Origin of the sequence: Pseudomonas sp. VA159-2, from assembly GCF_024126635.1 — a bacterium.
Lineage (GTDB): Bacteria > Pseudomonadota > Gammaproteobacteria > Pseudomonadales > Pseudomonadaceae > Aquipseudomonas > Aquipseudomonas muyukensis.
This window is the reverse complement of record NZ_JAMYBV010000026.1, coordinates 25,495-50,565: the sequence shown is the minus strand read 5'-3', so window position 1 is coordinate 50,565 and position 25,071 is coordinate 25,495. Positions and strand designations below refer to the sequence as shown.

Below are 25,071 nucleotides of genomic sequence, written 5' to 3'. Positions count from 1 at the left end.
TCAGTTGGCCTCTTCTGGCGCGCGCGCCGCGCTTACCGCGGGGGTGACGTCGGGCTTGATCCACCAGGTGTCGATGCCGACGTCGTACTTGGGCGATACCGCCGGGTGGCCGATGTGGTTCCAGTAGGCCACGCGGGAGGTCTTGATGTGCCAGTTGGGGATCACGTAGTAGCCCCACAGCAGCACGCGGTCCAGGGCGCGGCAGTGGTCGATCAGGCTCTGGCGCGAGTCGGCGTTGATCAACTGCTCCACCAGTTGGTCGATGGCCGGATCGCGCAGGCCGATGAGGTTGCGGCTGCCGGGGTTGTCGGCGGCGGCGCTGGACCAGAACTCGCGTTGCTCGTTGCCGGGGGAGTTGGACTGGGCGAAGCCGCCGACGATCATGTCGTAGTCGCGCGAGCGCAGGCGGGTGATGTACTGCGACACGTCCACCCGGCGCAGCTCGAAGTTGATCCCCAGGTCGGCGAGGTTGCGCTTGAACGGCAGCAGCACGCGCTCGAACTGGGTCTGGGCAAGCAGGAACTCGATGGTGACCGGCTTGCCGCTCTGGTCGACCATCTTGTCGTCGACGATCTTCCAGCCGGCCTCCTGCAGCAGCTTGTAGGCCTGGCGCTGCTGCTCGCGGATCATGCCGCTGCCATCGGTGACCGGGTTGTGGAAGGCGCCGTTGAACACCTCGTCGGGCACCTTGCCGCGCAGCGGTTCGAGGATCTTCAGCTCGGCCGGGGTGGGCAGGCCGCTGGCGGCCATCTCGGAGTTCTCGAAATAGCTGTCGGTGCGGGTGTAGGCACCGTTGAACAGCTGCTTGTTGGTCCATTCGAAGTCCATCAGCAGGCTGATGGCGTGGCGCACACGCACGTCCTGGAACAGCGGCTTGCGCAGGTTGAAGATGAAACCCTGCATGCCCACTGGGTTGCCATTGGGGATTTCTTCCTTGATCAGGCGGCCGTCGCGCACGGCAGGTACGTCGTAGGCGGTGGCCCAATTCTTTGCGCTCACCTCCAGGCCGTAGTCGAACTGCCCGGCCTTGAGCGCTTCGAGGGCGACGGTGTTGTCGCGGTACGAATCGAAGGTCATCACGTCGAAATTGTAGAAGCCGCGGTTGATCGGCAGGTCCTTGGCCCAGTAGTCGTTGACCCGTTCATAACGGATCGAGCGGCCGGCCTTCACTTCGGTGACCTTGTACGGGCCACTGCCGAGCGGGATTTCCAGGTTGCCGCGGTTGAAGTCGCGGCCCTCGTACCAGTGCTTGGGCAGCACCGGCAGCTGGCCGAGGATCAGCGGCAGTTCACGGTTGTTGCCGTGCTTGAACTTGAACAGCACCTTGAGCGGGTCTTCGGCGACCACTTCGGCGACATCGCCGTAGTACTGGCGGTACAGGGGCGCGCCGTCCTTGATCAGGGCATTGAAGGTGAACACCACGTCTTCGGCGCGCATGGGGTGGCCGTCGTGGAAGCGGGCCTTGGGGCGCAGGTAGAAGCGTACCCAGCTGTTGTCCGGGGCCTTTTCGATCTTGCCGGCCACCAGGCCGTACTCGGTGAACGGCTCGTCCAGGCTTTGACGCATCAGGGTGTCGTAGATGCTGCCGATGTTTTCGGCGGGCACGCCCTTGTTGATGAACGGGTTGAGGCTGTCGAAGCCGCCGAAGCTGGACTGGCGGAAAGTGCCGCCCTTGGGCGCGTCGGGGTTCACATATTCGAAGTGCTTGAAGTTGGCCGGGTACTTTGGCGGTTCGTCGTACAGGGTCAAGGCGTGCTGCGGGGCGGCCACGGCCGGGAGCGTGAGGCAGGCCAGCAGCAGGCTGGCGGCCAGGTGGCGCAGAGTGGGCGTCATTTGGCTTTCTCCGAGGTCGGCTTGATCCACCAGCTGTTCAGCCCCAGCGTGTAGGGCGGGGTGGTGACGAAGGCGAACCGGTTGCGGTAGGCCAGGCGGTGATTGTCGAGGTACCAGTTTGGGATCATGTAGTACTGCCATGAGAGCACGCGGTCCAGGGCGCGGGCGGCGGCCACCTGGTCATCGCGGCTGCGGGCGGCGAGCAGGGTGTCGAGCAGGTGGTCGACCACTGGGTCCTTCACGCCAGCATAGTTCTTGCTGCCCTTGGTGGCGGCTTGGCTGGAGTGGAAATACAGCCACTGCTCGAGGCCCGGGCTCAGGGTCTGGTTGAGGGTCATCAGGATCATGTCGAAATCGAACTGGTCGAGGCGTTGTTTGTACTGGGCCCGGTCCACGGTGCGCAAGCGCGCGGCGATGCCGATGCTGGCCAGATTTTCGACATAAGGTTGCAGGATGCGTTCGAGGTTGGGATTCACCAGCAGCAGTTCCATCTGGAACGGCTGGCCCTTGCTGTCCACCAGGCGCTGGCCGCTGAGTTTCCAGCCGGCCTGGGCGAACAACGCCAGGGCCTGGCGCAGGGCCTGGCGGCTGATACCGCTGCCGTTGGTGTGGCTGACCTGGTAGGGCTGGGTGAACAGTTTTTCCGGCAACTGGTCGCGGAACGGCTTGAGCAGCAGCCATTCCTTGCCGGTGGGCAGGCCGCTGGCGGTGAACTCGCTGTTGGGGTAGTAGCTGGTGGCGCGCCGATAGGCGCCGTTGAACAGGGCGCGGTTGGTCCACTCGAAGTCGAGCATCAGGCCCAGGGCCTGGCGCACCCGGGGGTCGCTGAACGCGGCGCGGCGGCTGTTCATGAACAGACCCTGGGTTTGCGTGGGGATCTGGTGCGGGATCTGCGCCTTGATCACCTCGCCGCGGCGCACGGCGGGGAAGTTGTAGCCGTTGGCCCAGTTCTTCGCCTGGTGCTCGATGTAGATGTCGAACTCACCAGCCTTGAACGCTTCGAAGGCCACGGTGGCGTCGCGGTAGAACTCAAATTCGACGCGCTTGAAGTTGTACTTGCCGCGGTTCACGGCCAGGTCCTTGCCCCAGTAGTTCTTTACCCGCTCGAACACCAGGCGCCGACCCGGCTGCACCTCGGCGATGCGGTAGGGGCCGCTGCCCAGCGGCGGCTCGAAGGTGGTGGCCTTGAAATCGCGCTTGGCCCAGTAGTGCTTGGGCAGCACCGGCATCTCGCCCAGGCGCAGGATCAGCAGCGGGTTGCCGGCGCGCTTGAACACGAAGCGAATGCGCAGGGGGCCGAGGATGTCGACCCGGGCCACTTCCTGCAGGTTGGTGCGGTAGATCGGGTGGCCGTCCTTGAGCAGGGTGCGGTAACTGAAGGCGACGTCGGCGGCGGTGATCGGCACGCCGTCGTGGAAGCGCGCCTCGGGGCGCAGGTTGAACACCACCCAGCTGCGGTCCTCGCTGTACTCGACCGAGCGGGCGATCAGGCCGTAGCTGGAGGTGGGTTCGTCGCCGGAAGGGTCGTACATGCCGGTGCCGACCATCAGCGGCTCGTTGAGCTCGTTGATGCCGTACTGCAGGAAGTTGGGCGTGGTGACCGGGCTCGAGCCCTTGAAGGTGTAGGGGTTGAGCGTGTCGAAGGTGCCGAAGGCCATGGCCCGCAAGGTGCCGCCTTTAGGGGCTTGCGGGTTGACCCAGTCGAAGTGGGTGAAGCTGGCCGGGTACTTGAGCGTGCCGAACTGCGCGTATCCGTGGCTTTCGCTCACCATCGCGACGGCGGGGAAGCTCAAGGCCAGGCTGATTGACAGCAGGAGGGGACGTATCAAGTCGGCATCCGATCCAGAGGGCGTTGGGCTGGGTTCGGGGTACAGTAACAGCTTGTCTGGAATGGAAAAAGGGTGTGAGGCAGGCTGAGGGAATTGGCTGATTGGGGCTGCTTTGCAGCCCTTTCGCGACACAAGGCCGCTCCTACAGAGAATCGCGATTCCCTGTAGGAGCGGCCTTGTGTCGCGAAAGGGGCGCGACGCGACCCCCGAAATTCACATCAACGCGACAGGTAGACGGTCAGGGTCTGGCCTGGCTTGAGCGCATGCCCGGTGCGTGGGTTCCAGCGCTTGAGGTGTTTCATCTCGACGTTGAAGCGCTTGGCCACCAGGTAGTACGAGTCGCCCTTGCGCACCTTGTACTGGGTGGAACGCTGCTTGGAATCAGCCACGCGGTTGGCCGCCGCGCTGGGCGCGCTGCCGCCACGCAGGGCCAGCACCTGGCCGACCTTGAGGTTGTTGCCACGGATGCGGTTCCAGCTTTGCAGCTGCTTGACCGACACCCGGTTGGCCTTGGCGATGCTGCCCAGGTTGTCGCCGCGCTTGACCCGGTAGCTGCGCGCCGCCGGCGCCTTGGCCTCGGCCAGGGCGGCCTGGAACACCGCCTTGTTCGGTTGCAGGCTGACCAGTTCCTCGGGCTTGAGGTTGGACATGCGGTCGCTCAGCAACTGCGCCTTGGCCGTGGGCACCAGCAGTTGCTGCGGGCCGTCCACGGTCATGCGCTTCTTGAAGGCGGGGTTGAGCTGGATCAGCTCGTCTTCGTCGATGTCGGCGAAGGCTGCCACGCGGGACAGGTCGAGGCGGTCGTTGATGGCGACGGCTTCGAAGTACGGCTCGTTGGCGATCGGGTTGAGGTTGACGCCATAGGCCTCGGGGGTGTTGACCACCTGCGACAGGGCCAGCAGCTTGGGCACGTAGTCGCGGGTTTCCTGCGGCAGCGGCAGGTTCCAGTAGTCGGTCGGCAGCCCCAGGCGCTCGTTGCGCTCGATGGCGCGGCTGACGGTGCCTTCGCCGGCGTTGTAGGCCGCCAGGGCCAGCAGCCAGTCGCCGTTGAACATGTCGTGCAGGCGGTTCAGGTAGTCCAGCGCGGCGTTGGTCGAGGCGGTGACGTCGCGGCGCCCGTCGTAGAAGTTGGTCTGGCGCAGGTTGAAGTGGCGCCCGGTGGACGGGATGAACTGCCACATGCCAGCGGCATGCGCGCGGGAATAGGCCATCGGGTTGTAGGCGCTTTCGATGGCCGGCAGCAGGGCCAGCTCCAGCGGCATGTCGCGCTCTTCGAGGCGCTCGACGATATAGTGCAGGTAGAGGCTGCCGCGCTCGCCGGCGTTCTCGAGGAACGACGGGTTGCTGGCGAACCACAGGCGCTGCTGCTCGATACGCGGGTTGACGTCCATGCCGTCCTGCAGGGCGAAGCCCTGGCGCATGCGCTCCCAGACGTCCTGGGGCGGTGCCTGCTCCTTGGCCTTGACCACCAGCGGGGCGGGCTTGTGCTTGATCCGCGCCTGGTAGCTGTGCGCGCGAACGCTGTCGGATTCGTCGAGCTGACGGGTGCTCTGGCAGCCGACCAGGGTGGCGGCCAGCGCCAGTGCACTGATCTGTGCCAGTCGCGTCAAGGCGACCGAATGAGCGGTTCTGCGGCTACGGGAAGACATCGGCGGGGACGGTTATCCGGGCAAAAAAGTTCGGCGATTCTAGAAACCGGCCCCGGCTGGGTCAACCTTTTGGCTCACATTGCGATATATCGTGGGGTTATCAGAACACGTCCTTCCAAGACCTCAAGGCAGCAAAAACAGTGGCTTGGCTTGGGTTGGAATGTCCCTTCCATTCGTCTGCTTTTTGTTTAACGGATGTTTCGGCAGTGCGCAGGAAGGGGTTGGTCAGGCGTTCCTGGCCAATGGTTGAAGGCAAGCTGATGCGATTGTCGGCGCGCAACCGGGTAACGTCCTCGAACCGCTGGCGAACGTGCACGCTGTCGGGTTCCACGGCGAGGGCGAAACGCAGGTTGCTCAGGGTGTATTCGTGGGCGCAGTACACTTCGGTGGCGGCGGGCAGCGCGGCCAGGCGTTGCAGCGAGTGGTGCATCTGCTCGGGCGTGCCTTCGAACAGGCGGCCGCAGCCGGCGGCGAACAGGGTGTCGCCACTGAACAGTAGCGGCGTGGACGATTGCGCAGTGTAATAGGCGATGTGTCCCAGGGTGTGGCCGGGCATGGCCATGACCTCGAAGGTCAGGCCCAGGGCCGTGGCCTGCGCGCCGTCCTCAAGGGCCACGTCGCGGGCCGGGATGCGCTCGCTGGCCGGGCCGTAGACGGTGGCCCCGGTGGCCTGCTTCAAGGCTTCGACGCCGCCGACGTGGTCATGGTGGTGGTGGGTGACCAGGATCGCCTCCAGCACCCAGTCGGGATGCTGGCCGAGCCAGGCCAGCACCGGCTCGGCATCGCCGGGATCGACCACCGCGCAGCGGCGATTGGCAGTATCCTGTAACAACCAGATGTAGTTGTCGGAGAAAGCGGGTAGGGCATCGATCTGTATCATGTGCGGATCCGTATCGCCAAGCCTGGACATTGACCGCATCTTAGCCGCGATGGCGCGCGCGGAGAACCTTCGAGGGAGAACGCAATGACCGACCAAGCCTTCGCCCAGGCCGACCCCGACTGGGTCGAACTGATCCGCCTGGCCCGCGACTGGTTCGAGGGGCCGCTTGGGCAGTTGATGCTCAAGGAAGAGGAACAGTTGCTCGAAGAAGAGCTGCGACGCTTCTTCGGCGGCTATCTGGTGCACTACGGGCCCTGCGCCGAACCGCCGCCCAGCGCCCCGCAGGTGCAGCGCAACGTGCGCCTGGGCGCGCCGTTGCCGGGGGTGGAAATCGTCTGCGAGGAACAGGCCTGGCCGCTGGCGGAGCATGCCGCCGACGTGGTGGTGCTGCAGCACGGCCTGGATTTCAGCCTGTCGCCCCATGGCTTGCTGCGCGAAGCAGCCAGCGCGGTGCGCCCCGGCGGGCACCTGCTGATCGTCGGCATCAACCCCTGGAGCAGCTGGGGCCTGCGCCACTTCTTCAGCCATGGCGCGCTGCGCAAGGCCCGCTGCATCTCGCCGTCGCGGGTCGGCGACTGGCTCAACCTGCTGGGCTTCGCGCTGGAGAAACGCCGCTTCGGGTGCTATCGTCCGCCGCTTGCCTCGCCGGCCTGGCAGCAACGCCTGGCGGGCTGGGAGCGGGTGGCCGGGGGCTGGCAGAGTGCCGGCGGGGGGGTCTACCTGCTGGTGGCACGCAAGATGGTGGTGGGCCTGCGACCGCTGCGCCTGGAGCGCCGCGAGCCGATGGGCAAGCTGCTGCCGCTGCCGCTGGCCAAGGTCAACCGCAGCGTCACCCATCCCGATTCCGAAAAGCACTGAACACGAGTGGTACATGAGCGATAGCGTCGAGATCTACACTGATGGTGCCTGCAAGGGCAACCCTGGCCCGGGCGGCTGGGGCGTGCTGATGGTTTTCAAGGGCGTCGAGAAAGAACTGTGGGGCGGCGAGCGCGAGACCACCAACAACCGCATGGAGCTGATGGCGGCGATCGAGGGCCTGAAGGCGCTCAAGCGCGAGTGCGAGGTGATCCTGACCACCGACTCGCAGTACGTCATGAAGGGCATCAACGAATGGATGGCCAACTGGAAGAAGCGCGGTTGGAAGACCGCGGCCAAGGAACCGGTGAAAAACGCCGACCTGTGGGTGCAGCTCGATGAGCAGGTCAACCGGCACAAGGTGACCTGGAAGTGGGTGCGTGGGCATATCGGCCACCCAGGCAACGAGCGCGCCGACCAGTTGGCCAATCGTGGGGTCGACGAAGTACGCGCCCAGCGTTGATTGTTTTTCGGGCCAGCGCGGGGCAAGCCCGCCCCCACAAGATGAGCATTCCCCGCGATGGCCGCAAAGCGGCCCGATTTCGTTATACTCCCAGCCCGAATTCAAGCACCGCCAGTTGGAGTCCCCCGCGTGGAACAGCAGCAAGACCAGCGCCTGGTCATCCTCGATACCGAAACCACCGGCATGCCGGTGGGCGAAGGCCACCGCATCGTCGAGATCGGCTGCGTCGAGGTCATGGGCCGGCGCCTGACCGGGCGGCATTTCCACGTCTACCTGCAACCGGACCGCGAGAGTGACGAGGGCGCCATCGGCGTTCACGGTATCACCGACGCCTTCCTGGTCGGCAAGCCGCGTTTCGGCGACGTGGCCGACGAGTTCTTCGAGTTCATCCAGGGCGCCACCCTGGTCATCCATAACGCGGCGTTCGACGTCGGCTTCATCAACAACGAGTTCGCCCTGCAGGGTCAGCACGACCGGGCCGACATCACCCAGCACTGCACCATTCTCGACACCCTGATGATGGCGCGCTCGCGCCATCCGGGGCAGCGCAACAGCCTTGACGCGTTGTGCAAACGCTACGGCATCGACAACTCCGGCCGTGAACTGCACGGCGCACTGCTCGACTCCGAGCTGCTGGCCGACGTCTACCTGGCGATGACCGGTGGCCAGACCAGCCTGTCGCTGGCCGGCGAGGGGGCCGGCGCCGAGGATGGCCAGGGCAGTGCCGGCAGCGAGATCCGTCGCATCACCGGGCGTGCGCCGGGGCGGGTGATCATGGCCAGCGAGGAAGAACTCGCCGCCCATGCCGAGCGCTTGGCCGCCATCGCCAAGTCGGCCGGCGGGCCGGCGATGTGGCAGGCGCTGACCGAGCCAGCCGCCAGCTGAGGCACTGACAGTACCCGCCTTATCCCGGGGCAAGTCGCCGCTGCGCCTTGCCCACGATTGCATCAACTACCCTGAGGGAAAGTACCCGCAGAGGTAGACGCCCGATGTACAAGGACCTCAAGTTCCCGATCCTCATCGTCCACCGGGCGATCAAGGCCGACAGCGTCGCCGGCGAGCGGGTGCGCGGCATCGCCGACGAGTTGGCCCAGGACGGCTTCGCCGTCCTCGCCGCCACCGACCAGGCCGAGGCGCGCCTGGTGGCCGCCACCCACCATGGCCTGGCCGGCATGCTGATCGCCGCCGAGGGGGCCGGCGACAACAGCCGCCTGCTGCAGAACATGGCCGAGCTGATTGGCCTGGCCCGCCTGCGCGCGCCCAACCTGCCGATCTTCGCCTTGGGCGAACAGGTCACGCTGGAGAACGCCCCCGCCGAGGCCATGGGCGAGCTCAACCAGCTGCGCGGCATCCTTTACCTGTTCGAAGACACTGTGCCGTTTCTCGCCCGCCAGGTGGCGCGGGCCGCGCACAACTACCTCGACGGCCTGCTGCCGCCGTTCTTCAAGGCCCTGGTGCAGCACACCGCGCAATCCAACTATTCCTGGCACACCCCGGGCCACGGTGGTGGCGTGGCCTATCGCAAGAGCCCGGTGGGGCAGGCCTTCCATCAGTTCTTCGGCGAGAACACCCTGCGCTCGGACCTGTCGGTCTCGGTGCCCGAGCTGGGCTCGCTGCTCGACCACACCGGCCCCCTGGCCGCGGCCGAAGCCCGGGCGGCACGCAACTTCGGCGCCGACCATAGCGTCTTCGTCATCAATGGCACCTCTACCGCCAACAAGATCGTCTGGCACGCGATGGTGGGCCGTGACGACCTGGTGCTGGTGGACCGCAACTGCCACAAGTCGGTGGTGCACGCGATCATCATGACCGGCGCCATCCCCCTGTACCTGTGCCCGGAGCGCAACGAGCTGGGCATCATCGGGCCGATCCCGCTCAGCGAGTTCAGCCCGGCGTCGATCCAGGCCAAGGTCCAGGCCCATCCGCTGGCCAAGGGCCGCCCAGCGAAGATCCGCCTGGCGGTGGTCACCAACTCTACCTACGACGGACTGTGCTATCACGCCGGGCTGATCAAGCAACTGCTTGGTGCCAGTGTCGAGGTACTGCATTTCGACGAGGCCTGGTTCGCCTACGCGGCGTTTCATGAGTTCTTCGCCGGTCGCTATGCCATGGGCACGCCGCGCGCTGCCACCGACCCGCTGCTGTTCAGCACCCATTCGACCCACAAGCTGCTGGCTGCCTTCAGCCAGGCCTCGATGATCCACGTGCAGGACGGCGCGCAACGCCAGTTGGACCGGGACCGTTTCAACGAAGCCTTCATGATGCATATCTCCACTTCGCCGCAGTACAGCATCCTCGCCTCGCTGGACGTGGCCTCGGCGATGATGGAGGGCCCGGCAGGGCGTTCGCTGTTGCAGGAGATGTTCGACGAGGCCCTGAGCTTTCGCCGCGCCTTGGCCAACCTGCGCGAGCATATCGCTGCCGACGACTGGTGGTTCAGCATCTGGCAGCCGCCGACGGCGGAGGACGGCCAGGCGTTGGCGCCAGCGCAGTGGTTGTTGCGTCCGGGCGCGCACTGGCATGGCTTTACCGAGGTGGGCGACGACTATGTGTTGCTCGACCCGCTCAAGGTCACCTTGGTGATGCCCTCGGGGGCCGAACACGGTATCCCGGCGGCGGTGGTCGGCAAGTTTCTCTGGGAGCGCGGGCTGGTGGTGGAGAAAACCGGGCTGTACAGCTTCCTGGTGCTGTTCTCGATGGGCATCACCAAGGGCAAGTGGAGCACCTTGCTCACTGAACTGCTGGAGTTCAAGCGCCATTACGACGGCAACACGCCGCTGGGCGAGTGCCTGCCCAGCGTGGTGTCCCAGCAGCCGGCGCGCTATCAGGGCCTGGGCCTGCGCGACCTGTGCGCGCAGTTGCACGGCTTCTACCACGGTAATGCCACGGCGCGGCAGCTCAAGCGTTTGTTCACCGGGCTGCCGGAGGTGGCGATGACCCCGGCCCAGGCCTATGACCAGATGGTGCGTGGCGAGGTGGAGGCGGTGCCCATCGAGCAACTGCTCGGGCGGGTTGCCGCGGTGATGCTGGTGCCTTATCCGCCGGGCATTGCCTTGATCATGCCGGGCGAGCGTTTCACCGAGGCGACCCGGGTGATCCTCGACTACCTGGCCTGCGCCCGGGCCTTCGACCAGGGCTTCCCGGGCTTCGTCACCGACGTGCATGGCCTGCAACGTGACGGGCAACTGTACACGGTGGACTGCGTCAAGGAATGCGGATGATCTCGACGCCGGTCTGGGCCAGTTCGAAGCGGTCCTCACCCAGGTGGTTGACGCGGTCGCCGATGGCCAGCCGGTAGCTGGTGATCGGTGCGCCCAGGGTGCTGCCGTCGGCCTGCAGGGTCGACTCCTGGAATTCATGGACGGGGTAGATACGGCCTTCGGCGTCGCGGGCGTGGAACTGGCCGACCATTACTGCTGCCATTTAGGTGGAAACCTCTGAAACGTGTAGGAAATGTCTGTACCCATAGACCAGCGACACGCCCGGGAAGTTTTCCGCGGGGCGGAAAAAAAACCGGGGGCCGAGGAGCGGTCATCTATAACTACTAAGTCCCAATCCCCAAGTAGAGGTTGCAAAACGCCATGAGCCAGGTCTATTCGGTAGCGGTTGTCGTCGGCAGCCTGCGCAAGGACTCCTACAACCGCAAGGTGGCCCGCGCGCTGGCCGAGCTGGCGCCGTCCAGCCTCGCCTTGAGAGTTGTCGAGATCGGCGAGCTGCCGCTGTACAACGAAGACGTCGAGGCCGCAGGCGCCCCCGAGGCGTGGCAGCGTTTTCGCGACGAGATCCGCCGCAGCGATGCGGTGCTGTTCGTCACCCCGGAGTACAACCGGTCGGTGCCGGGCGGGTTGAAGAATGCCATCGACGTGGGATCGCGGCCCTATGGCCAGAGCGTGTGGGGCGGCAAGCCGGCGGCGGTGGCCAGCGTGTCGCCAGGGGCGATTGGCGGTTTTGGCGCCAACCATGCGCTGCGCCAGTCGCTGGTGTTTCTCGACATGCCCTGCATGCAGATGCCCGAGGCCTATATCGGCGGCGCGGCGACCTTGTTCGATGACAGCGGCAAGCTCAATGACAAGACCCGGCCGTTCCTGCAGGGCTTCATCGACAAGTTTGCCTCGTGGGTGAAGTTGAACCGGGCGGTCTGAGCCGCAAGGCATCGCGGGGCAAGCGGGCTTGCCCCGCGATGATTCTCGACATCAAGGTCAGGCGCCCTGCGGCATCTCCCCCTTGGCCAACCGCCGGTTGATATCGGCGATCACCTCGGGCAGCTCGTTGATGGTGTCGATCAGGTAGTGCGGGCGCGACCCTGCAAACATCGCGTGAATACGCTTGCGCTCGCTCTCCAGTTTTTCCGCACTCAAGGCGCGGTAACCTTCCCAGGTCAGCCCGAGGGCATTGCCCGAGCACACCAGGGCCACGGTCCACATCCCGGCGCGGCGGCCTTCGAGAATCCCCGGCACGGTGTCGTCGACCTTCACGCAGGCGGCGACGTCATCGATGCCCAGGGCAATCACGTTGGCCAGGGCCTGGGCCGGCCATGGGCGGCCGTTCGGCGTCTCGTCGGTGGCCACCACATGGTCGGCCCGGTAGCCGTTCTGCGCGGCCAACTCGACCACCTTGTCCATCACCACCTTGGGGTAGCCCGAGCAGGAGCCGATCTTCAGGCCGTCCTGGCGCAGCCCGGTCAGGGTGTCCAGGGCGCCGGGGATCAGCGCCGAGTGCAGGGCGATTTTTTCGATCTGCAGCGGCATGAAGCGCTCGTAGATGGCGGTGACGTCGTCGTCGGTCGGGGTGCGGCCGAACACCTGGCGGTAGCGCTCGGCGATCGCCGGCACGTCGCACAGGGTACGGATGTGGTCCCACTTGCCCATGCCCATGGGGCCGCGGGCTTCCTCGATGGACACCTGTACGTCGAACTCGGCGAAGGCCTCGACGAAGATCTGCGTGGGGGCGAAGGAGCCGAAGTCGACCACGGTGCCGGCCCAGTCGAGGATGGCGGCTTGCAGCTGGGTGGGGTTGCTGTAGTTCATGTGCGCAATTTCCTTGAATTGGGTAGGCGGGGTCAGATGTCCAGCACTTCCATTTCCCGCAGTACGGCGGCCACGGCATCCACGGCAGCTTGCATGCCGGCCGCGCCGACCACGCCGATGCAGCCGACGCGGAAGGTCTCGACCTGGGTCAGCTTGCCTGGGTAGAGGATGAAGCCCTTGGCCTTGACCCGTTCGTAGAAGTCCTTGAACTGGTAGCGCGGATCGTTCGGCGCGTGGAAGGTGACGATGATCGGCGCCTGGATCTCGGCGGGCAGGAAACTGCGCAGGCCGAGCTTGGCCATGCCCTCGAGCAGGGTCTTGCAGTTGTCGGCGTAACGCTGGTGGCGGGCCGGCAGGCCGCCTTCTTCAGCGTATTGCTGCAGCGCTTCGTGCAGGGCGGCGACCACGTGGGTGGGCGGGGTGAAGCGCCACTGGCCGGTCTTGGCCATGTAGGCGTGCTGATCGTGCAGGTCCATGGCCAGCGAGTGGGCGTTGCCCTCGGCAGCGGCCAGGGCGGTTTTCTCGGCGAAGACGAAGCCCATGCCCGGCACGCCTTCCAGGCACTTGCCGGAAGCGGCGATCAGCGCTTCGAAGGGGATCTGCCGGGCATCGATGGGCAGTGCGCCGAACGAGCTCATCGCGTCGATGATCAGCCGCTTGCCGTGGCGCTGGATCACCTGGGCGATTTCGGGCAGCGGGTTGAGGATGCCGGTGCTGGTCTCGCAGTGGATCAACGCCACGTGGCTCACGGATGGGTCGGCGGCCAGCAGGCGGTCGACGTCGGCGGCGGTGGTCGGCTGGTCCTCGGCGGTCTCGAAGGTGCTGTAGGCGCGGCCCAGTACCTTGCAGATCTTCGCCAGGCGTTGGCCGTAGGCACCGTTGATCAGCACCAGCACCTTGCCGTCGCGGGGTACCAGGGTACCGATGGCCGCTTCCACGGCGAAGGTGCCGCTGCCTTGCAGGGGCACGCAGTGGTGGCTGGTGGCGCCGTCGATGATCGTCAGCAACTGCTCGCACAGGCTGGCAGTCAGCTGGTTGAAGTCGCGGTCCCAGGAGCCCCAGTCCACGAGCATGGCCTGGCGGGTGCGCAGCGAAGTGGTCAGGGGACCGGGGGTCAGCAGGATCGGGGCGGTGCTCATTCCGTGGTTCCTCACAGGCGGTGGGCTGGAAAACTATGGGGGCTAGGTTGCAATTCACCGACTCATCAATCAAATTGTTTGTGGATATGCCAGCCATAAGCCAGGCCGATAGATATGAACCTGTTCCAGCTCCGTGCCTTCGACGCCGTTGCCCGCGAGGGCAGCTTCACCCGCGCCGCCGAGCGCCTGTTCATCAGCCAGCCGGCGGTCACCGGGCACGTCAAGGCACTGGAGGAGCACTACCAGATCACCCTGCTGCGGCGTACCGCGCGGCGGGTCGAGCTGACCGAGGAAGGCACGCGCCTGGCGGCCATCACCCGGGCCATGTTCAGCCTGGCCGAGGAAGCCCAGGCGATGCTCGAGGCCAACCGGCAGTTGCTCACCGGGCGCCTGGAAGTCGCCGCCGACGGGCCGCACCGGGTCATGCCGATGCTGGCGCAGCTGCGCGAGCGTTACCCGGGTATCACCGTCAACCTGCGTTTGGGCAACGCCCAGGAAACCCTGGCCGCCTTGCTGTCGGAACATGCCGACGTGGCGGTGCTGACCGAGATCGAGCCGCGCAAGGGCCTGCACTTGCAAAGCCTGTGCGAATCGCGCCTGTGTGCCTTGCTGCCGGTGGGGCACCCCTGGGCCAGCGCCGCTGGCGACTTGCCGCTGATCACCCTGGACAAGCAGATCATGGTGTTGCGCGAGCCCAGTTCCACCACCCGGCGCACCTTCGACAAGGCCTGCGCCGATGCCCACGTGCAGCCGCGGGTGCTGCTGGAGCTGGACAGCCGCGAGGCGGTCACCGAGGCGGTGGCGGCGCAGTTGGGCATCGGCGTGGTGTCGTCCACCGAGGTGGCCCATGACCCGCGGGTGGTAGCGCGGCCGTTGGGCGGGGCCGGGCTGGTCAACCAGCACCTGGTCGGTTGCCTGGAGCGGCGTCGGGAACTGCGCCTGATCCAGGCCTTCCTGGGTTTGGCAGCAGGCCTGTGATGGCTGTTTACAACGGCCCGGCCTAAGATGGCCGGCACTGTAACGACAGGACCCTCGATGAGCGAGAAAGACACCATTTCCATGCAACTGGTGCGTGAAGCCCTGTTGCAGACCTGCCCGCACGGCGAGCCCGATGGCGGCTTGCTGGCCCGCGCCGGCATTGCCGTCGAGCAGTTGCACCTGCCCGCGGCGCGGGTCAGCGCCGAGTCCTATGCCCGGCTCTGGCGCTTGCTGGCGCGGCGCTGCAACGATGAGTTCTTCGCCATGGACCCGCGCGGCCTGCGCAGCGGCAGCCTGGCGTTCCTGTGTCGGGCGAGCATGGCCCAGCCAACCCTGGGCGCGGGGCTGGAAACGGCGTTGGCGTTCCTGTCGTTGATGCTCGACGACCTGCAACCTGGCCTGGTGCGCCAGGAAGGCCTGGCCGAGATCGTGATCAATGAGCCCCGCGATCAGCCGCGTCGCGCCTTCACCTATTTCACCTTCTGGATGATCGTGCATGGCGTGGCCTGCTGGCTGGCGGGGCGGCGCATCCCGATCCTGGCCATCGACCTGCGCTGCGCCGAGCCGCCGTTTTGCGACGATTATCGGGTGATGTTCTCGGAAAACCTGCAGTTCGAGCGCCCGCGCACGCGGATGATCATCGCCACCGACGCCCTGGACGTGCCGCTACGGCGCAGCGACGAAGAGCTGCAGCGCTTTCTCGCCGAGGCGCCGGGCAACATCCTGGTCAAGTACCGTGATCCGGCTAGCCTGGGGCGGCGTATTCGCACCGACCTGCTGCGCCTGGACCCGGGCCGGTGGCCCGACGGCGATGGCCTGGCGCGGCAACTGTGCCTGTCGCCTTCGACCTTGCGCCGCCGCCTGGCCGAGGAAGGGCAGACGTACCAGGGCCTCAAGGACAGCGTGCGCCGGGAGCTGGCGATTGCCTGGCTGAGCCAGGATGAACTGGCCATGGGGGAGATCGCCGAACGGCTGGGGTTTGCCGACAGCAGTTCGTTCTACAAGGCGTTTCGCAAATGGTTCGGCTGCAATCCCGGGCACTATCGGGCCTTCAGCCTGACCCGCGACGGCGAGCCCTGAATGCCCGGGGCTTTGCTGCCGCCCTGTTTCCTGCTGATAAGCGCTGCCCGGGTGGTCGAGCATGGCGGTTTCACAACCGGCAAAGGATCTCGCCATGCCAACTTTGGCCCCCCATGAGCTTCAATCCATAGACACCGAGCAGGACAACGCCCTCGATGCGTTCATCGGCGCGAAACTGCCGCAGTGGCTGAAACAGGCCTCCAGCGGCCAGCTCAAGCGCTTGCGCGAGGCGTTGAACGCGCATCAGGCAAGCCAGGCCCGCCTGCGCGCCCGCACCCTCGAGTTGCAACCCTTGCAGGCCTTCGCCGAGCGCCATTTCGCGACCCTACTGGCATCACCGCTGCCCAATGGCGTGTCATTCGAGCAGTTGCAGTGGTTGACGGTATCGCCTGAAATTACCGCTCAGCCGCTGCCCAGCTATGGCGAGCATGAAACGCGAACCAACGGCCTGCTGCGGCTGATGGGTAATTTTGCCCAGGGGACCCGCTTCTATGAGGGTTCCGGGCTGGTGATGGCCGGGGCCGACAAGCTGCTGTCCAAGCCTGCGCAGGAGGTGGTCAAGGTTTGTCGAACGCTGGATGTCGGTCGCCTGTACCAGGATGAACTCGCGCGCATCTACGACCCGGCCACCGAACAGTTGCTGGCCGATGACAAGCTGTCCGGCCTGCGCCTGGCCACCGAGATGGCAGCGCTCAAGGGCCTTATCAGTGGCGCGGAGCAGCTGGCCTTGCGCGAGGTGCTCGATGTCGGCCAGGTGCATGCCCAGGCCGAACTCAAAGGCTATCCAGGCCTGTTGCAGGTGCTGGGGCAGCCGGTCGCCGATGGCCTGTTGATCCACCTGCGCGATCACGCCGGGGTCGAGCGCGGCGTGATCGCCTACCTGCCCTGCGATCCGCGCCAGGCCCTGCGGCGTTACGCCTCCAGCGCCGCGATGAACAAGGCGTTGGCCGCTGAGCTCAAGGATACGGACTACCACAACCATTTCACCCAGCTGATCAGCCTGGAGCACCGCGCGGGGTTTGTCGGCACCTTGGCGGCACGCTTGCAGGACCCGCTTCCCGATCTTGCCGTGGAAGGTCGTGTGCAGGCGGGCAATGTCTTTCTGGCCCTGGCGCGCCAGCAGGTGCAACGACTCAAGGATGATGCGCGGCTGCTATTGGTGCCCACCGCCGATGCCGATGCGGCGGCTGCCCAGGCTCGCCACGCTGCCTGGCAGTCAGCGGGCCTGAGCCTGGTCAACCTCGCCGGCTTGTTCATCCCGGTGGTCGGCGCGTTGTTGCTGGCCGGCGTGGTGGCGCAGACGGTCGGCGAGGTGTTCGAAGGCGTGTCGGAATGGTCCCAGGGGCACCAACACGAGGCGCTGGAGCATTTGCTTGGCGTGGCCGCCACCCTGGCGGCCACCGCAGCCACCGTGGCGGCGGTGTCGTTCGTGCGTAGCGCCTATCTCCAGGCACTGGAGTGGAGCAGCAGCGATGGCCAAACGCTGCGCCTGTGGTCGAGCGACCTGGAGCCCTATGCCAGCTCGCCGACCGGCCTGAGCTTGCAGGCTGACGGACGGTTCAGCGCTGGCCAGCGTCATTGGCTGCGTCAGGGGGAGCGCTTCTATGAGGTGCACCAGCCCGAGCCCAACGGCGCCTATCGGCTGCGCCACCCTACGCGGGCGGATGCCTACGCCCCGGTCGTCTTGCACAACGGCGAGCGCTGTTGGCAGCTGTTGTATCAGCGCGCGCAGGGTGAGGCGGACGCCGCGCGGATGCTCGATACCTTATGGCCAGAGGCGACGCCGCGCACGGCGAGCCAGGCGCGGCAGATCATGCAGGCGGCGATGGTCGACGAACAGGCGTTGCGCGGCTTGTTGGTCGAGAACCGGCGCACACCGATCAACCTGCGCGACACGCTCGAGCGCTTCGCGGCGGATGCCCGGGTCGAGGCATTCTTCCAAGCGCTGGACCCCGCGTCCGGCGATATTGCCGAGCAGCCGTTGCTGGACTGGTGCCTGGCACAGCCCCAGGTTACGACAGCGGCTGATATCCCTGCCCGGCAGGCCGAGTTGCGAAGCGCACTGTTCGACCATCTGCTGGCCTTGCCGGCCGCCGACAATGACCTCGCTGCCTTGTTGTGCAAGGCCGTCCCCTCGCTGCCTGAGGCCTATGCCCGGGCACTGGCCGAGGAGGTGAGCGTGGCGCAAGCAGAGCAGGCACTGGCGCAGGATCGCCTACCCAGCGAATTGCACGCCCGGGCGATGGCGCTGTCGCGCATGGCCCGGCTTAATCGAATGCTGGCGGGCTTTTACCTGCGCAGTGCCTACACCGACGATACGGGCGTGCTGGCCCTGACCCTGCTCGACACGCTGCAGTTCACCGGCCTGCGCTTGAGCCTGAGCCGGGATATCGCGCAGACAGACGTGCTGGTCACGGCCGGTGCCGAGGATGAAAGCGTCGTGCATTGGGTGCTGGTACGCGAAAACAGCATGTTCAAGGTCTTCGACGATGCTGGCAACCCCGTCGAGGTGCCTGCCACTGACGACCTCTTCGCCGCCCTCGCCAGCGTGCTGGCCTCGCGAAACCTCTCGGCTACCCTGCAATTGTCGGAGGAGCAGCCAGGGGTGCAGCTTCGCGACAAACTGCTGGCGCAGTTGCCCGGTACCCAGCAGGATATTGCCCGCTTGCTGGGGTGGCCTGGCCAGCACGTCTGGTTCAACCCTGGCCAGCGGCTGGCCGATGGGCGTGTGGGCTATTTGCTCAGCGGCCGTGGCCCAGGGCGGGTATCGCAGCGCTCGATCCTGCGTGACGGGTTGCGCCAGTACTTCCCTGGACTCAACGATGCGCAGCTGGAGCTGGAACTGCAGATCAGGTGGCGCCAAGGCGTACGCGCGCAAGCGGTATTGGCGGCGCTCGAGGATGACTTCGAGCAATTGACGCGGTCGGTCAACCAATGGGTTGGTTTCGCCATGGACAATGCCTCACGCCGAATTCGCCAGCTGTTCGCCGAGCGCTTGTTGCGCGCCTGGCGGGGCCTGGGCGAGGCGCACATGCACGATGTCGCCGGGCAACGCCTGGGGCTGCGCCTGGCGTTCAGCGACCTGCCAGTGGCCACCTTGCCGGAGCTGCCGTTGCAGGTAGATTTCTTCCATGTGAAAGCGTTGCAGATCACCGATACGACCATCAGCCATGTGCATGCCGGGTTCCTGCGTGCCTTCACCGACCTGCAGCGCCTGGACCTGCGCCGCAATCACCTGTTGCGATGCCCGGACGGCCTGGGCTACCTGATCAACCTGCGGCGCCTGCGGTTGTCGAACAACCAGATCCATCTGGATACACAAGCATTGGAGTCGTTGCGCCGCCTGCCGCTGCTGAGCCATCTGGAGCTGAGCGATAACCCTGCGCTGGGCACCTGCGACCTGCATTTCCATCACCTGCCACAGCTGGTCGAGCTACGCTTGCGCCGCTGCGGGCTGCGCGTTTGGCCGGCACATATCGAGCTGTGCGGGCTGCTTGAGCTGGTGGATTTGCGTGATAACGCCTTGCGCGGTGTACCAGAAGAGATCTTGCGCATGCCCCAGGTATTTCGCGAGGCCTTCCTCGTGGAGGGCAACCGTTTGACCATGACCGACCGTGCCAACCTGGTGGCGTTGGACCCTATCCTGGAGTCGGCTGAATACGAGCACGGACGCGTCTGGTGGGTTGGCGAGGGTAGCTCGGCGCTCGAGCGCGGAGCGCTCTGGGACGAATTGGCAGGCCAAGCACACAATGCCGACTTGTTCGCGCTGCTCGATAGCCTGGAGGCCGAGGCGGACCATGGCTGGTCAAGAGCGGATCTCGAACATCACGCGTGGCTCATTCTTGAGCGTATAGGTTCCGACCAGGCATTCGCACAGGCCGTCCGTGGCGTACTGAGCACTGGGTTGGCGCCCGGTAATGAGGTGCTCGACGGTTTTAGCCAATTGAGACAGTTGCATGCCGAGACGCTGGCGGCAGAGCCAGGCACTGCCATGTCGGGCGCACAACTGTTGGCGCTGGGCAGGGGGCTGTTCCGTCTGGAGCGCCTGCAGGCTTTCGTGCAGGCGGATATCACCGGGCGCGCGGGGCTTGGCGAAGCCTCGCAAAAAGCGCTGGCCTTGCGCTATCGGGTCAAGCTGCGGCGCAGGCTGGGCTTGCCTTTCCAACCGAGTCGTCACCATGAGGTTGGGGTTCCCGGTGTGAGCGAGGCTCAGCTGAGCGCTGCCCATGATGCGGTGGAAGCAGCGGGCACACCTGAGGTGGTCGCAGCAAGCCTGTGCAGGCAGGTATTCTGGCAACGGTTTCTCGAGCGCTACGACGCGGCGGCGTTTGCCGCGCTTGCACCGAGCGCCGAGCGCCAGCCGTTGCGTCAGCGCCTGACCCTTGAGTACATGCAGCGCATGGCACGTATCGTGGACGGTACGGAGCGGGGTATCGCGCGCTAGCGGCCAAACCGGTCATCCAGATTGACAGCTTTGGCCATTGCCGCGGCGCAGACGCGGCGCGAACATCGTCGGACCGATGGTTCCACTCCAAAAACAACAAACCAGGAGTCCGACGATGCGTGATTACGCCGAGGCCGCTCGTGCGTTCGACCCTGCCCAGGCCGCCCGCGCGGCGCTGCACGGCAACCTTGAAGCCCTCAACGCCTGTGTCGAGTGCTGCGACCGGCACATGGGCCGCGACCAGCCTGCGCTGGTCTGGGAAGACCGTGATGGCAACGGTGGCCACTATACCTTCGAACAACTGCAGGCCCTGGCCGCGCGCTTTGCCAATGTCCTCAAAAACCAAGGGGTGCGGGCAGGCGATCGGGTTGCCGGGCTGATGCCGCGCACCCCCGAGCTGCTGGTCACCATCCTGGCCACCTGGCGCCTGGGCGCGGTTTATCAGCCGCTGTTCACCGCCTTCGGGCCCAAGGCTATCGAGCACCGCCTGGAACACTCCCATGCCAAGGTAGTGGTCACCGACCGCCACAACCGCCCCAAGCTGGACGAGGTGCTGGGCTGCCCGATCACGGTCACGGTCGGTGCGGCTGCCGGTGAGCTGGACTTCCACCAGGCGTTGGAGAAGGCGGACAGCGTCTGCGCGCCAGTCATGCGCCGTGGCGACGATCCCTTCCTGCTGATGTTCACCTCCGGCACCACCGGCCCTGCCAAACCGCTGGAAGTGCCATTGCGCGCCATCGTCGCCTTCCAGGGCTACATGCGCGATGCAGTTGGCCTGCGTGCGGACGACAACTTCTGGAACCTGGCTGACCCGGGTTGGGCCTATGGCCTGTACTACGCAGTCACCGGGCCGTTGTCCCTGGGCCATGCCACCACGTTCTACGATGGGCCGTTCAGTGTCGAAAGCTGCGCGCGGATCATCGCCAAGCTGGGTATCACCAACCTGGCCGGGTCGCCCACCGCCTTGCGCCTGCTGATCGCCGCTGGCGAAGCCTTCTCGGCCCCGATCAAGGGTTGCCTGCGGGTGGTCAGCAGCGCCGGTGAACCGCTCAATCCCGAGGTGATTCGCTGGTTCGCCGATGAACTGGGGGTGACCATCCACGACCACTACGGCCAGACCGAACTGGGCATGGTGCTGTGCAACCACCATGCGCTGGAGCACCCGGTGCAGCTCGGTTCGGCCGGCTTCGCCATCCCAGGTCATCGTATCGTGGTGGTGGACGAGCAGGGCGTCGAGCTGCCCGCCGGCCAGCCGGGCATCCTCGCGGTGGACCGCGAGCGCTCGCCGCTGTGCTGGTTCGGCGGCTACCACGGCCTGCCGACCAAAGCTTTCGCCGGCAAGTACTACTTAAGCGGCGACACCGTCGAGTTGAACCCCGATGGCAGCATCAGCTTCGTCGGCCGCAGCGACGATGTAATCACCACCTCCGGTTACCGGGTCGGGCCGTTCGATGTCGAGAGTGCTCTGATCGAGCATCCGGCCGTGGTCGAGGCCGCAGTGATCGGCAAGCCCGACCCGGAACGCACCGAGTTGATCAAGGCCTTCGTGGTGCTGGCCGAGGGCTTCCCGGCCAGCGCCGAGCTGGAAGAAACCCTGCGCCAGCACGTACGCCAGCGCCTCTCTGCCCACGCCTACCCGCGTGAAATCGAATTCGTCGGCGAGCTGCCCAAGACCCCGAGCGGCAAGCTGCAACGCTTCATCCTGCGCAACCAGGAAATCGCCCGACAACAAGCCGCGCAGCCGATCGCTGCGGGCGCCTGAAGGAAGCACACCATGCATATCCACAACAAACACTTCATCGTCAGCGGCGCGGCCTCGGGCCTGGGCGCCGCCACCGCGCACATGCTGATCGAGGCCGGCGCCAAGGTCATGCTGGTCGACCTCAACGCCGTCGCCGTCGAGGCCAAGGCCGCCGAACTGGGCGCCAATGCCCGCTTCACGGTGGCCGACATCAGCGACGAACAGGCCGCCAAGGCGGCGGTCGATGCTGCCGTCAGCGCCTTCGGCAGCCTGCACGGGCTGGTCAACTGCGCCGGTATCGTCGGTGCCGAAAAGGTGTTGGGCAAGCACGGCCCGCACGCCCTGGGCAGCTTCGCCAAGGTGATCAACGTCAACCTGATCGGCAGCTTCAACCTGCTGCGCCTGGCTGCCGCGGCCATGGCCGAAGGGGCGGCGGACGAGCAGGGCGAGCGCGGGGTGATCATCAATACCGCGTCCATCGCCGCCTATGACGGTCAGATCGGCCAGGCCGCCTACGCGGCATCCAAGGGCGCCATCGCCAGCCTGACCCTGCCGGCCGCCCGCGAGCTGGCGCGCTTCGGCATCCGCGTGATGACCATCGCCCCTGGCATTTTCGAAACCCCGATGATGGCCGGCATGACCGAGGAAGTACGCGCCTCGCTGGCCGCCGGGGTGCCGTTCCCGCCACGCCTGGGCCGCCCGCAGGAATACGCGGCGCTGGCCCGCCATATCATCGAGAACAGCATGCTCAATGGCGAGGTGATTCGCCTCGACGGCGCACTGCGCATGGCTGCCAAATAAGGAGAGATGCACATGACCCTCGCCAATGATCCGATCGTCATCGTCAGTGCCGTGCGCACGCCCATGGGTGGCCTGCAAGGCGACCTCAAGAGCCTCACCGCGGCGCAGCTGGGCAGCGCGGCGATCCGCGCCGCCGTCGAGCGCGCCGGCATTGATGCCGCCTGCGTCGAAGAAGTGCTGTTCGGCTGCGTGCTGCCCGCCGGGCAGGGCCAGGCACCGGCGCGCCAGGCGGCCCTGGGGGCCGGGCTGGGCAAGCACACCACCTGCACCACGCTGAACAAGATGTGCGGCTCGGGCATGCAGGCGGCGATCCTGGCCCATGACCAGCTGCTGGCCGGCAGCGCCGACGTCATCGTCGCCGGCGGCATGGAGAGCATGACCAACGCGCCCTACCTGCTGGACAAGGCCCGCGGCGGCTACCGCATGGGCCATGGCAAGATCATCGACCACATGTTCATGGATGGCCTGGAAGATGCCTACGACAAGGGCCGGCTGATGGGCACCTTCGCCGAGGACTGCGCGCAGAGCGGTGCTTTCAGTCGCCAGGCCCAGGACAACTTCGCCATCGCTTCGCTGACCCGCGCCCAGGAGGCGATCAGCAGCGGTCGTTTCGCCGCCGAGATCGTCCCGGTGGAAGTCACCGAGGGCAAGGAGACGCGTGTCATCAAGGATGACGAGCAGCCGCCCAAGGCGCGTCTGGACAAGATCCCGCAGCTCAAGCCGGCCTTCCGCGAAGGTGGCACCGTCACCGCGGCCAACTCCAGTTCCATTTCCGACGGCGCCGCCGCCTTGCTGATGATGCGTCGCTCCGAGGCCGAGAAACGCGGCCTCAAGCCGTTGGCGCTGATCCATGGCCACGCGGCCTTCGCCGATACCCCGGCGCTGTTCCCCACCGCGCCCATCGGCGCCATCGACAAGCTGCTCAAGCGCACTGGCTGGAACCTGGCCGAGGTGGACCTGTTCGAGATCAACGAGGCCTTCGCCGTGGTCACCCTGGCGGCCATGAAGCACCTCGACCTGCCCCATGACAAGGTCAACATCCACGGTGGCGCCTGCGCCCTGGGCCACCCGATCGGCGCCTCGGGCGCACGCATTCTGGTGACCCTGCTGTCGGCCCTGCGCCAGAACAACCTGCGCCGTGGCGTGGCGGCTATCTGTATCGGCGGTGGCGAAGCGACCGCCATGGCCGTCGAGTGCCTGTACTGAGGTGAACCATGCTGGTAACTGAAGAGCAACAACAGATCGCCGATGCCGTACGCGACTTTGCCCAGGAGCGGCTGAAGCCGTTCGCCGAGCAGTGGGACAAGGCGCACCGCTTTCCCAAGGAGGCCATCGAAGAGATGGCTGGGCTCGGTCTGTTCGGCATGCTGGTGCCGGAGCAGTACGGCGGCAGCGACACGGGTTACATAGCCTATGCCATGGCCCTGGAGGAGATCGCCGCCGGTGACGGCGCCTGCTCGACGATCATGAGCGTGCACAACTCGGTGGGCTGCGTGCCGATCCTCAAGTTCGGCACGCAGGCGCAGAAACAGCAGTTTCTCGCGCCGCTGGCCAGCGGCGCGATGCTCGGCGCCTTTGCCCTCACCGAACCCCAGGCCGGCTCCGATGCCAGCAGCCTGAAGACCCGCGCCCGCCGTGACGGCGACCACTACGTGCTCAACGGCAGCAAGCAGTTCATCACCTCGGGGCAGAACGCCGGGGTGGTGATCGTCTTCGCCGTCACCGACCCCGACGCCGGCAAGCGCGGCATCAGCGCCTTCATCGTGCCCACCGATTCACCGGGCTACCAGGTGGCGCGGGTCGAGGACAAGCTGGGCCAGCACGCGTCTGACACCTGCCAGATCGTCTTCGACAATGTGCGGGTGCCGCTGGCCAATCGCCTGGGCGAGGAAGGGCAGGGCTACAAGATTGCCTTGGCCAACCTCGAAGGCGGGCGCATCGGCATTGCCTCGCAGTCGGTGGGCATGGCCCGCGCCGCCTTCGAGGTGGCCCGCGACTACGCCAACGAGCGGCAGACTTTTGGCAAACCCTTGATCGAGCACCAGGCCGTGGCCTTCCGCCTGGCCGACATGGCAACCAAGATTGCCGTGGCCCGGCAGATGGTGCTGCACGCCGCGGCATTGCGCGATGCCGGGCGCCCAGCGCTGGTGGAAGCTTCGATGGCCAAGCTTTTTGCCTCGGAAATGGCCGAAAAGGTCTGCTCGGATGCCTTGCAGACCCTGGGCGGTTATGGCTATCTGAGCGACTTCCCGCTGGAGCGGATCTACCGCGATGTGCGGGTCTGCCAGATCTACGAAGGCACCAGCGACATTCAGCGCATGGTCATTGCGCGCAATCTTTGAAGGAGCAGTC

The 25,071-nt window shown here is 66.0% G+C and carries 19 protein-coding genes; 12 read left to right on the top strand and 7 right to left on the bottom strand.

Features of this window, described 5'->3' with window-relative positions:
- From NJG22_RS20520 to gloB, 4 genes are all read right to left on the bottom strand, one after another.
- Window positions 1–1,833 (bottom strand): extracellular solute-binding protein, encoded by a 1,833-nt coding sequence (locus NJG22_RS20520; RefSeq protein WP_253097311.1) that lies wholly within the window; start codon window positions 1,831–1,833, stop codon window positions 1–3.
- The gene (locus NJG22_RS20515) at window positions 1,830–3,662 is read right to left on the bottom strand and encodes an extracellular solute-binding protein (RefSeq protein WP_253097308.1); all 1,833 of its coding nucleotides are present in this window, start codon (window positions 3,660–3,662) and stop codon (window positions 1,830–1,832) included. Before NJG22_RS20515 ends, NJG22_RS20520 begins: the two co-directional genes overlap by 4 nt.
- A gap of 218 nt (window positions 3,663–3,880) precedes the next feature.
- Window positions 3,881–5,311: a lytic transglycosylase domain-containing protein gene (locus tag NJG22_RS20510; protein WP_253097305.1), complete on the bottom strand. Its 1,431-nt coding sequence runs from the start codon at window positions 5,309–5,311 to the stop codon at window positions 3,881–3,883.
- Window positions 5,312–5,411: 100 nt separating this feature from the next.
- Window positions 5,412–6,191 (bottom strand): hydroxyacylglutathione hydrolase, encoded by a 780-nt coding sequence (gene gloB / locus NJG22_RS20505; RefSeq protein WP_253097289.1) that lies wholly within the window; start codon window positions 6,189–6,191, stop codon window positions 5,412–5,414.
- An 84-nt stretch (window positions 6,192–6,275) separates the two neighbouring features.
- Between gloB and NJG22_RS20500 the strand changes: the two genes are divergently transcribed.
- From NJG22_RS20500 to NJG22_RS20485, 4 genes are all read left to right on the top strand, one after another.
- Window positions 6,276–7,049 carry a methyltransferase domain-containing protein gene (locus NJG22_RS20500; RefSeq protein WP_253097280.1) on the top strand — a complete coding sequence of 258 codons (774 nt, stop codon included), beginning with the start codon at window positions 6,276–6,278 and terminating at the stop codon, window positions 7,047–7,049.
- Window positions 7,050–7,062: 13 nt separating this feature from the next.
- On the top strand, window positions 7,063–7,509 hold the full coding sequence (gene rnhA / locus NJG22_RS20495) for a ribonuclease HI (RefSeq protein WP_217848722.1): 447 nt from the start codon (window positions 7,063–7,065) through the stop codon (window positions 7,507–7,509).
- A 129-nt stretch (window positions 7,510–7,638) separates the two neighbouring features.
- Window positions 7,639–8,394 carry a DNA polymerase III subunit epsilon gene (gene dnaQ / locus NJG22_RS20490; protein ID WP_253097278.1) on the top strand — a complete coding sequence of 252 codons (756 nt, stop codon included), beginning with the start codon at window positions 7,639–7,641 and terminating at the stop codon, window positions 8,392–8,394.
- Window positions 8,395–8,498: 104 nt separating this feature from the next.
- Window positions 8,499–10,730, top strand: a complete 2,232-nt coding sequence (locus NJG22_RS20485; protein ID WP_253097275.1) for an Orn/Lys/Arg decarboxylase N-terminal domain-containing protein — start codon at window positions 8,499–8,501, stop codon at window positions 10,728–10,730.
- Here the strand turns inward: NJG22_RS20485 and NJG22_RS20480 are convergent.
- The gene (locus tag NJG22_RS20480) at window positions 10,714–10,932 is read right to left on the bottom strand and encodes a hypothetical protein (protein WP_134692604.1); all 219 of its coding nucleotides are present in this window, start codon (window positions 10,930–10,932) and stop codon (window positions 10,714–10,716) included. The two genes, NJG22_RS20485 and NJG22_RS20480, sit on opposite strands and share 17 nt — an antisense overlap.
- A 158-nt stretch (window positions 10,933–11,090) precedes the next feature.
- Between NJG22_RS20480 and NJG22_RS20475 the strand changes: the two genes are divergently transcribed.
- Window positions 11,091–11,651: an NADPH-dependent FMN reductase gene (locus NJG22_RS20475; RefSeq protein ID WP_253097273.1), complete on the top strand. Its 561-nt coding sequence runs from the start codon at window positions 11,091–11,093 to the stop codon at window positions 11,649–11,651.
- A 57-nt stretch (window positions 11,652–11,708) separates the two neighbouring features.
- Here NJG22_RS20475 and phnX read toward each other — a convergent pair whose 3' ends face one another.
- Window positions 11,709–12,536, bottom strand: a complete 828-nt coding sequence (gene phnX, locus NJG22_RS20470) for a phosphonoacetaldehyde hydrolase (protein ID WP_253097271.1) — start codon at window positions 12,534–12,536, stop codon at window positions 11,709–11,711.
- A 32-nt stretch (window positions 12,537–12,568) separates the two neighbouring features.
- Window positions 12,569–13,675, bottom strand: coding sequence for a 2-aminoethylphosphonate--pyruvate transaminase (locus NJG22_RS20465; RefSeq protein WP_253097269.1), 1,107 nt, complete (start codon window positions 13,673–13,675; stop codon window positions 12,569–12,571).
- Between the two features lie 114 nt (window positions 13,676–13,789).
- Here NJG22_RS20465 and NJG22_RS20460 point away from each other — a divergent pair, with 114 nt between their 5' ends.
- The 7 genes from NJG22_RS20460 (at window position 13,790) to NJG22_RS20430 (ending at window position 25,061) form a co-directional block, all read left to right on the top strand.
- Window positions 13,790–14,653 (top strand): LysR substrate-binding domain-containing protein, encoded by an 864-nt coding sequence (locus tag NJG22_RS20460; protein ID WP_253097267.1) that lies wholly within the window; start codon window positions 13,790–13,792, stop codon window positions 14,651–14,653.
- A gap of 57 nt (window positions 14,654–14,710) precedes the next feature.
- Window positions 14,711–15,733, top strand: coding sequence for an AraC family transcriptional regulator (locus NJG22_RS20455; RefSeq protein ID WP_253097265.1), 1,023 nt, complete (start codon window positions 14,711–14,713; stop codon window positions 15,731–15,733).
- Between the two features lie 94 nt (window positions 15,734–15,827).
- Window positions 15,828–20,177: a DUF6543 domain-containing protein gene (locus NJG22_RS20450; protein ID WP_253097262.1), complete on the top strand. Its 4,350-nt coding sequence runs from the start codon at window positions 15,828–15,830 to the stop codon at window positions 20,175–20,177.
- Window positions 20,178–20,292: 115 nt separating this feature from the next.
- Complete coding sequence (locus NJG22_RS20445) at window positions 20,293–21,939, top strand: AMP-binding protein (RefSeq protein WP_253097260.1); 1,647 nt, start codon at window positions 20,293–20,295, stop codon at window positions 21,937–21,939.
- Between the two features lie 12 nt (window positions 21,940–21,951).
- Entirely contained in the window at window positions 21,952–22,719 is a 768-nt protein-coding gene (locus NJG22_RS20440) for an SDR family NAD(P)-dependent oxidoreductase (protein ID WP_253097258.1), read from the top strand.
- A gap of 12 nt (window positions 22,720–22,731) precedes the next feature.
- Entirely contained in the window at window positions 22,732–23,925 is a 1,194-nt protein-coding gene (locus tag NJG22_RS20435) for an acetyl-CoA C-acyltransferase (protein WP_253097256.1), read from the top strand.
- 8 nt (window positions 23,926–23,933) lie between these two features.
- Window positions 23,934–25,061: an acyl-CoA dehydrogenase gene (locus NJG22_RS20430; protein ID WP_253097253.1), complete on the top strand. Its 1,128-nt coding sequence runs from the start codon at window positions 23,934–23,936 to the stop codon at window positions 25,059–25,061.
- The last annotated feature ends 10 nt before the right edge of the window (window positions 25,062–25,071 follow it).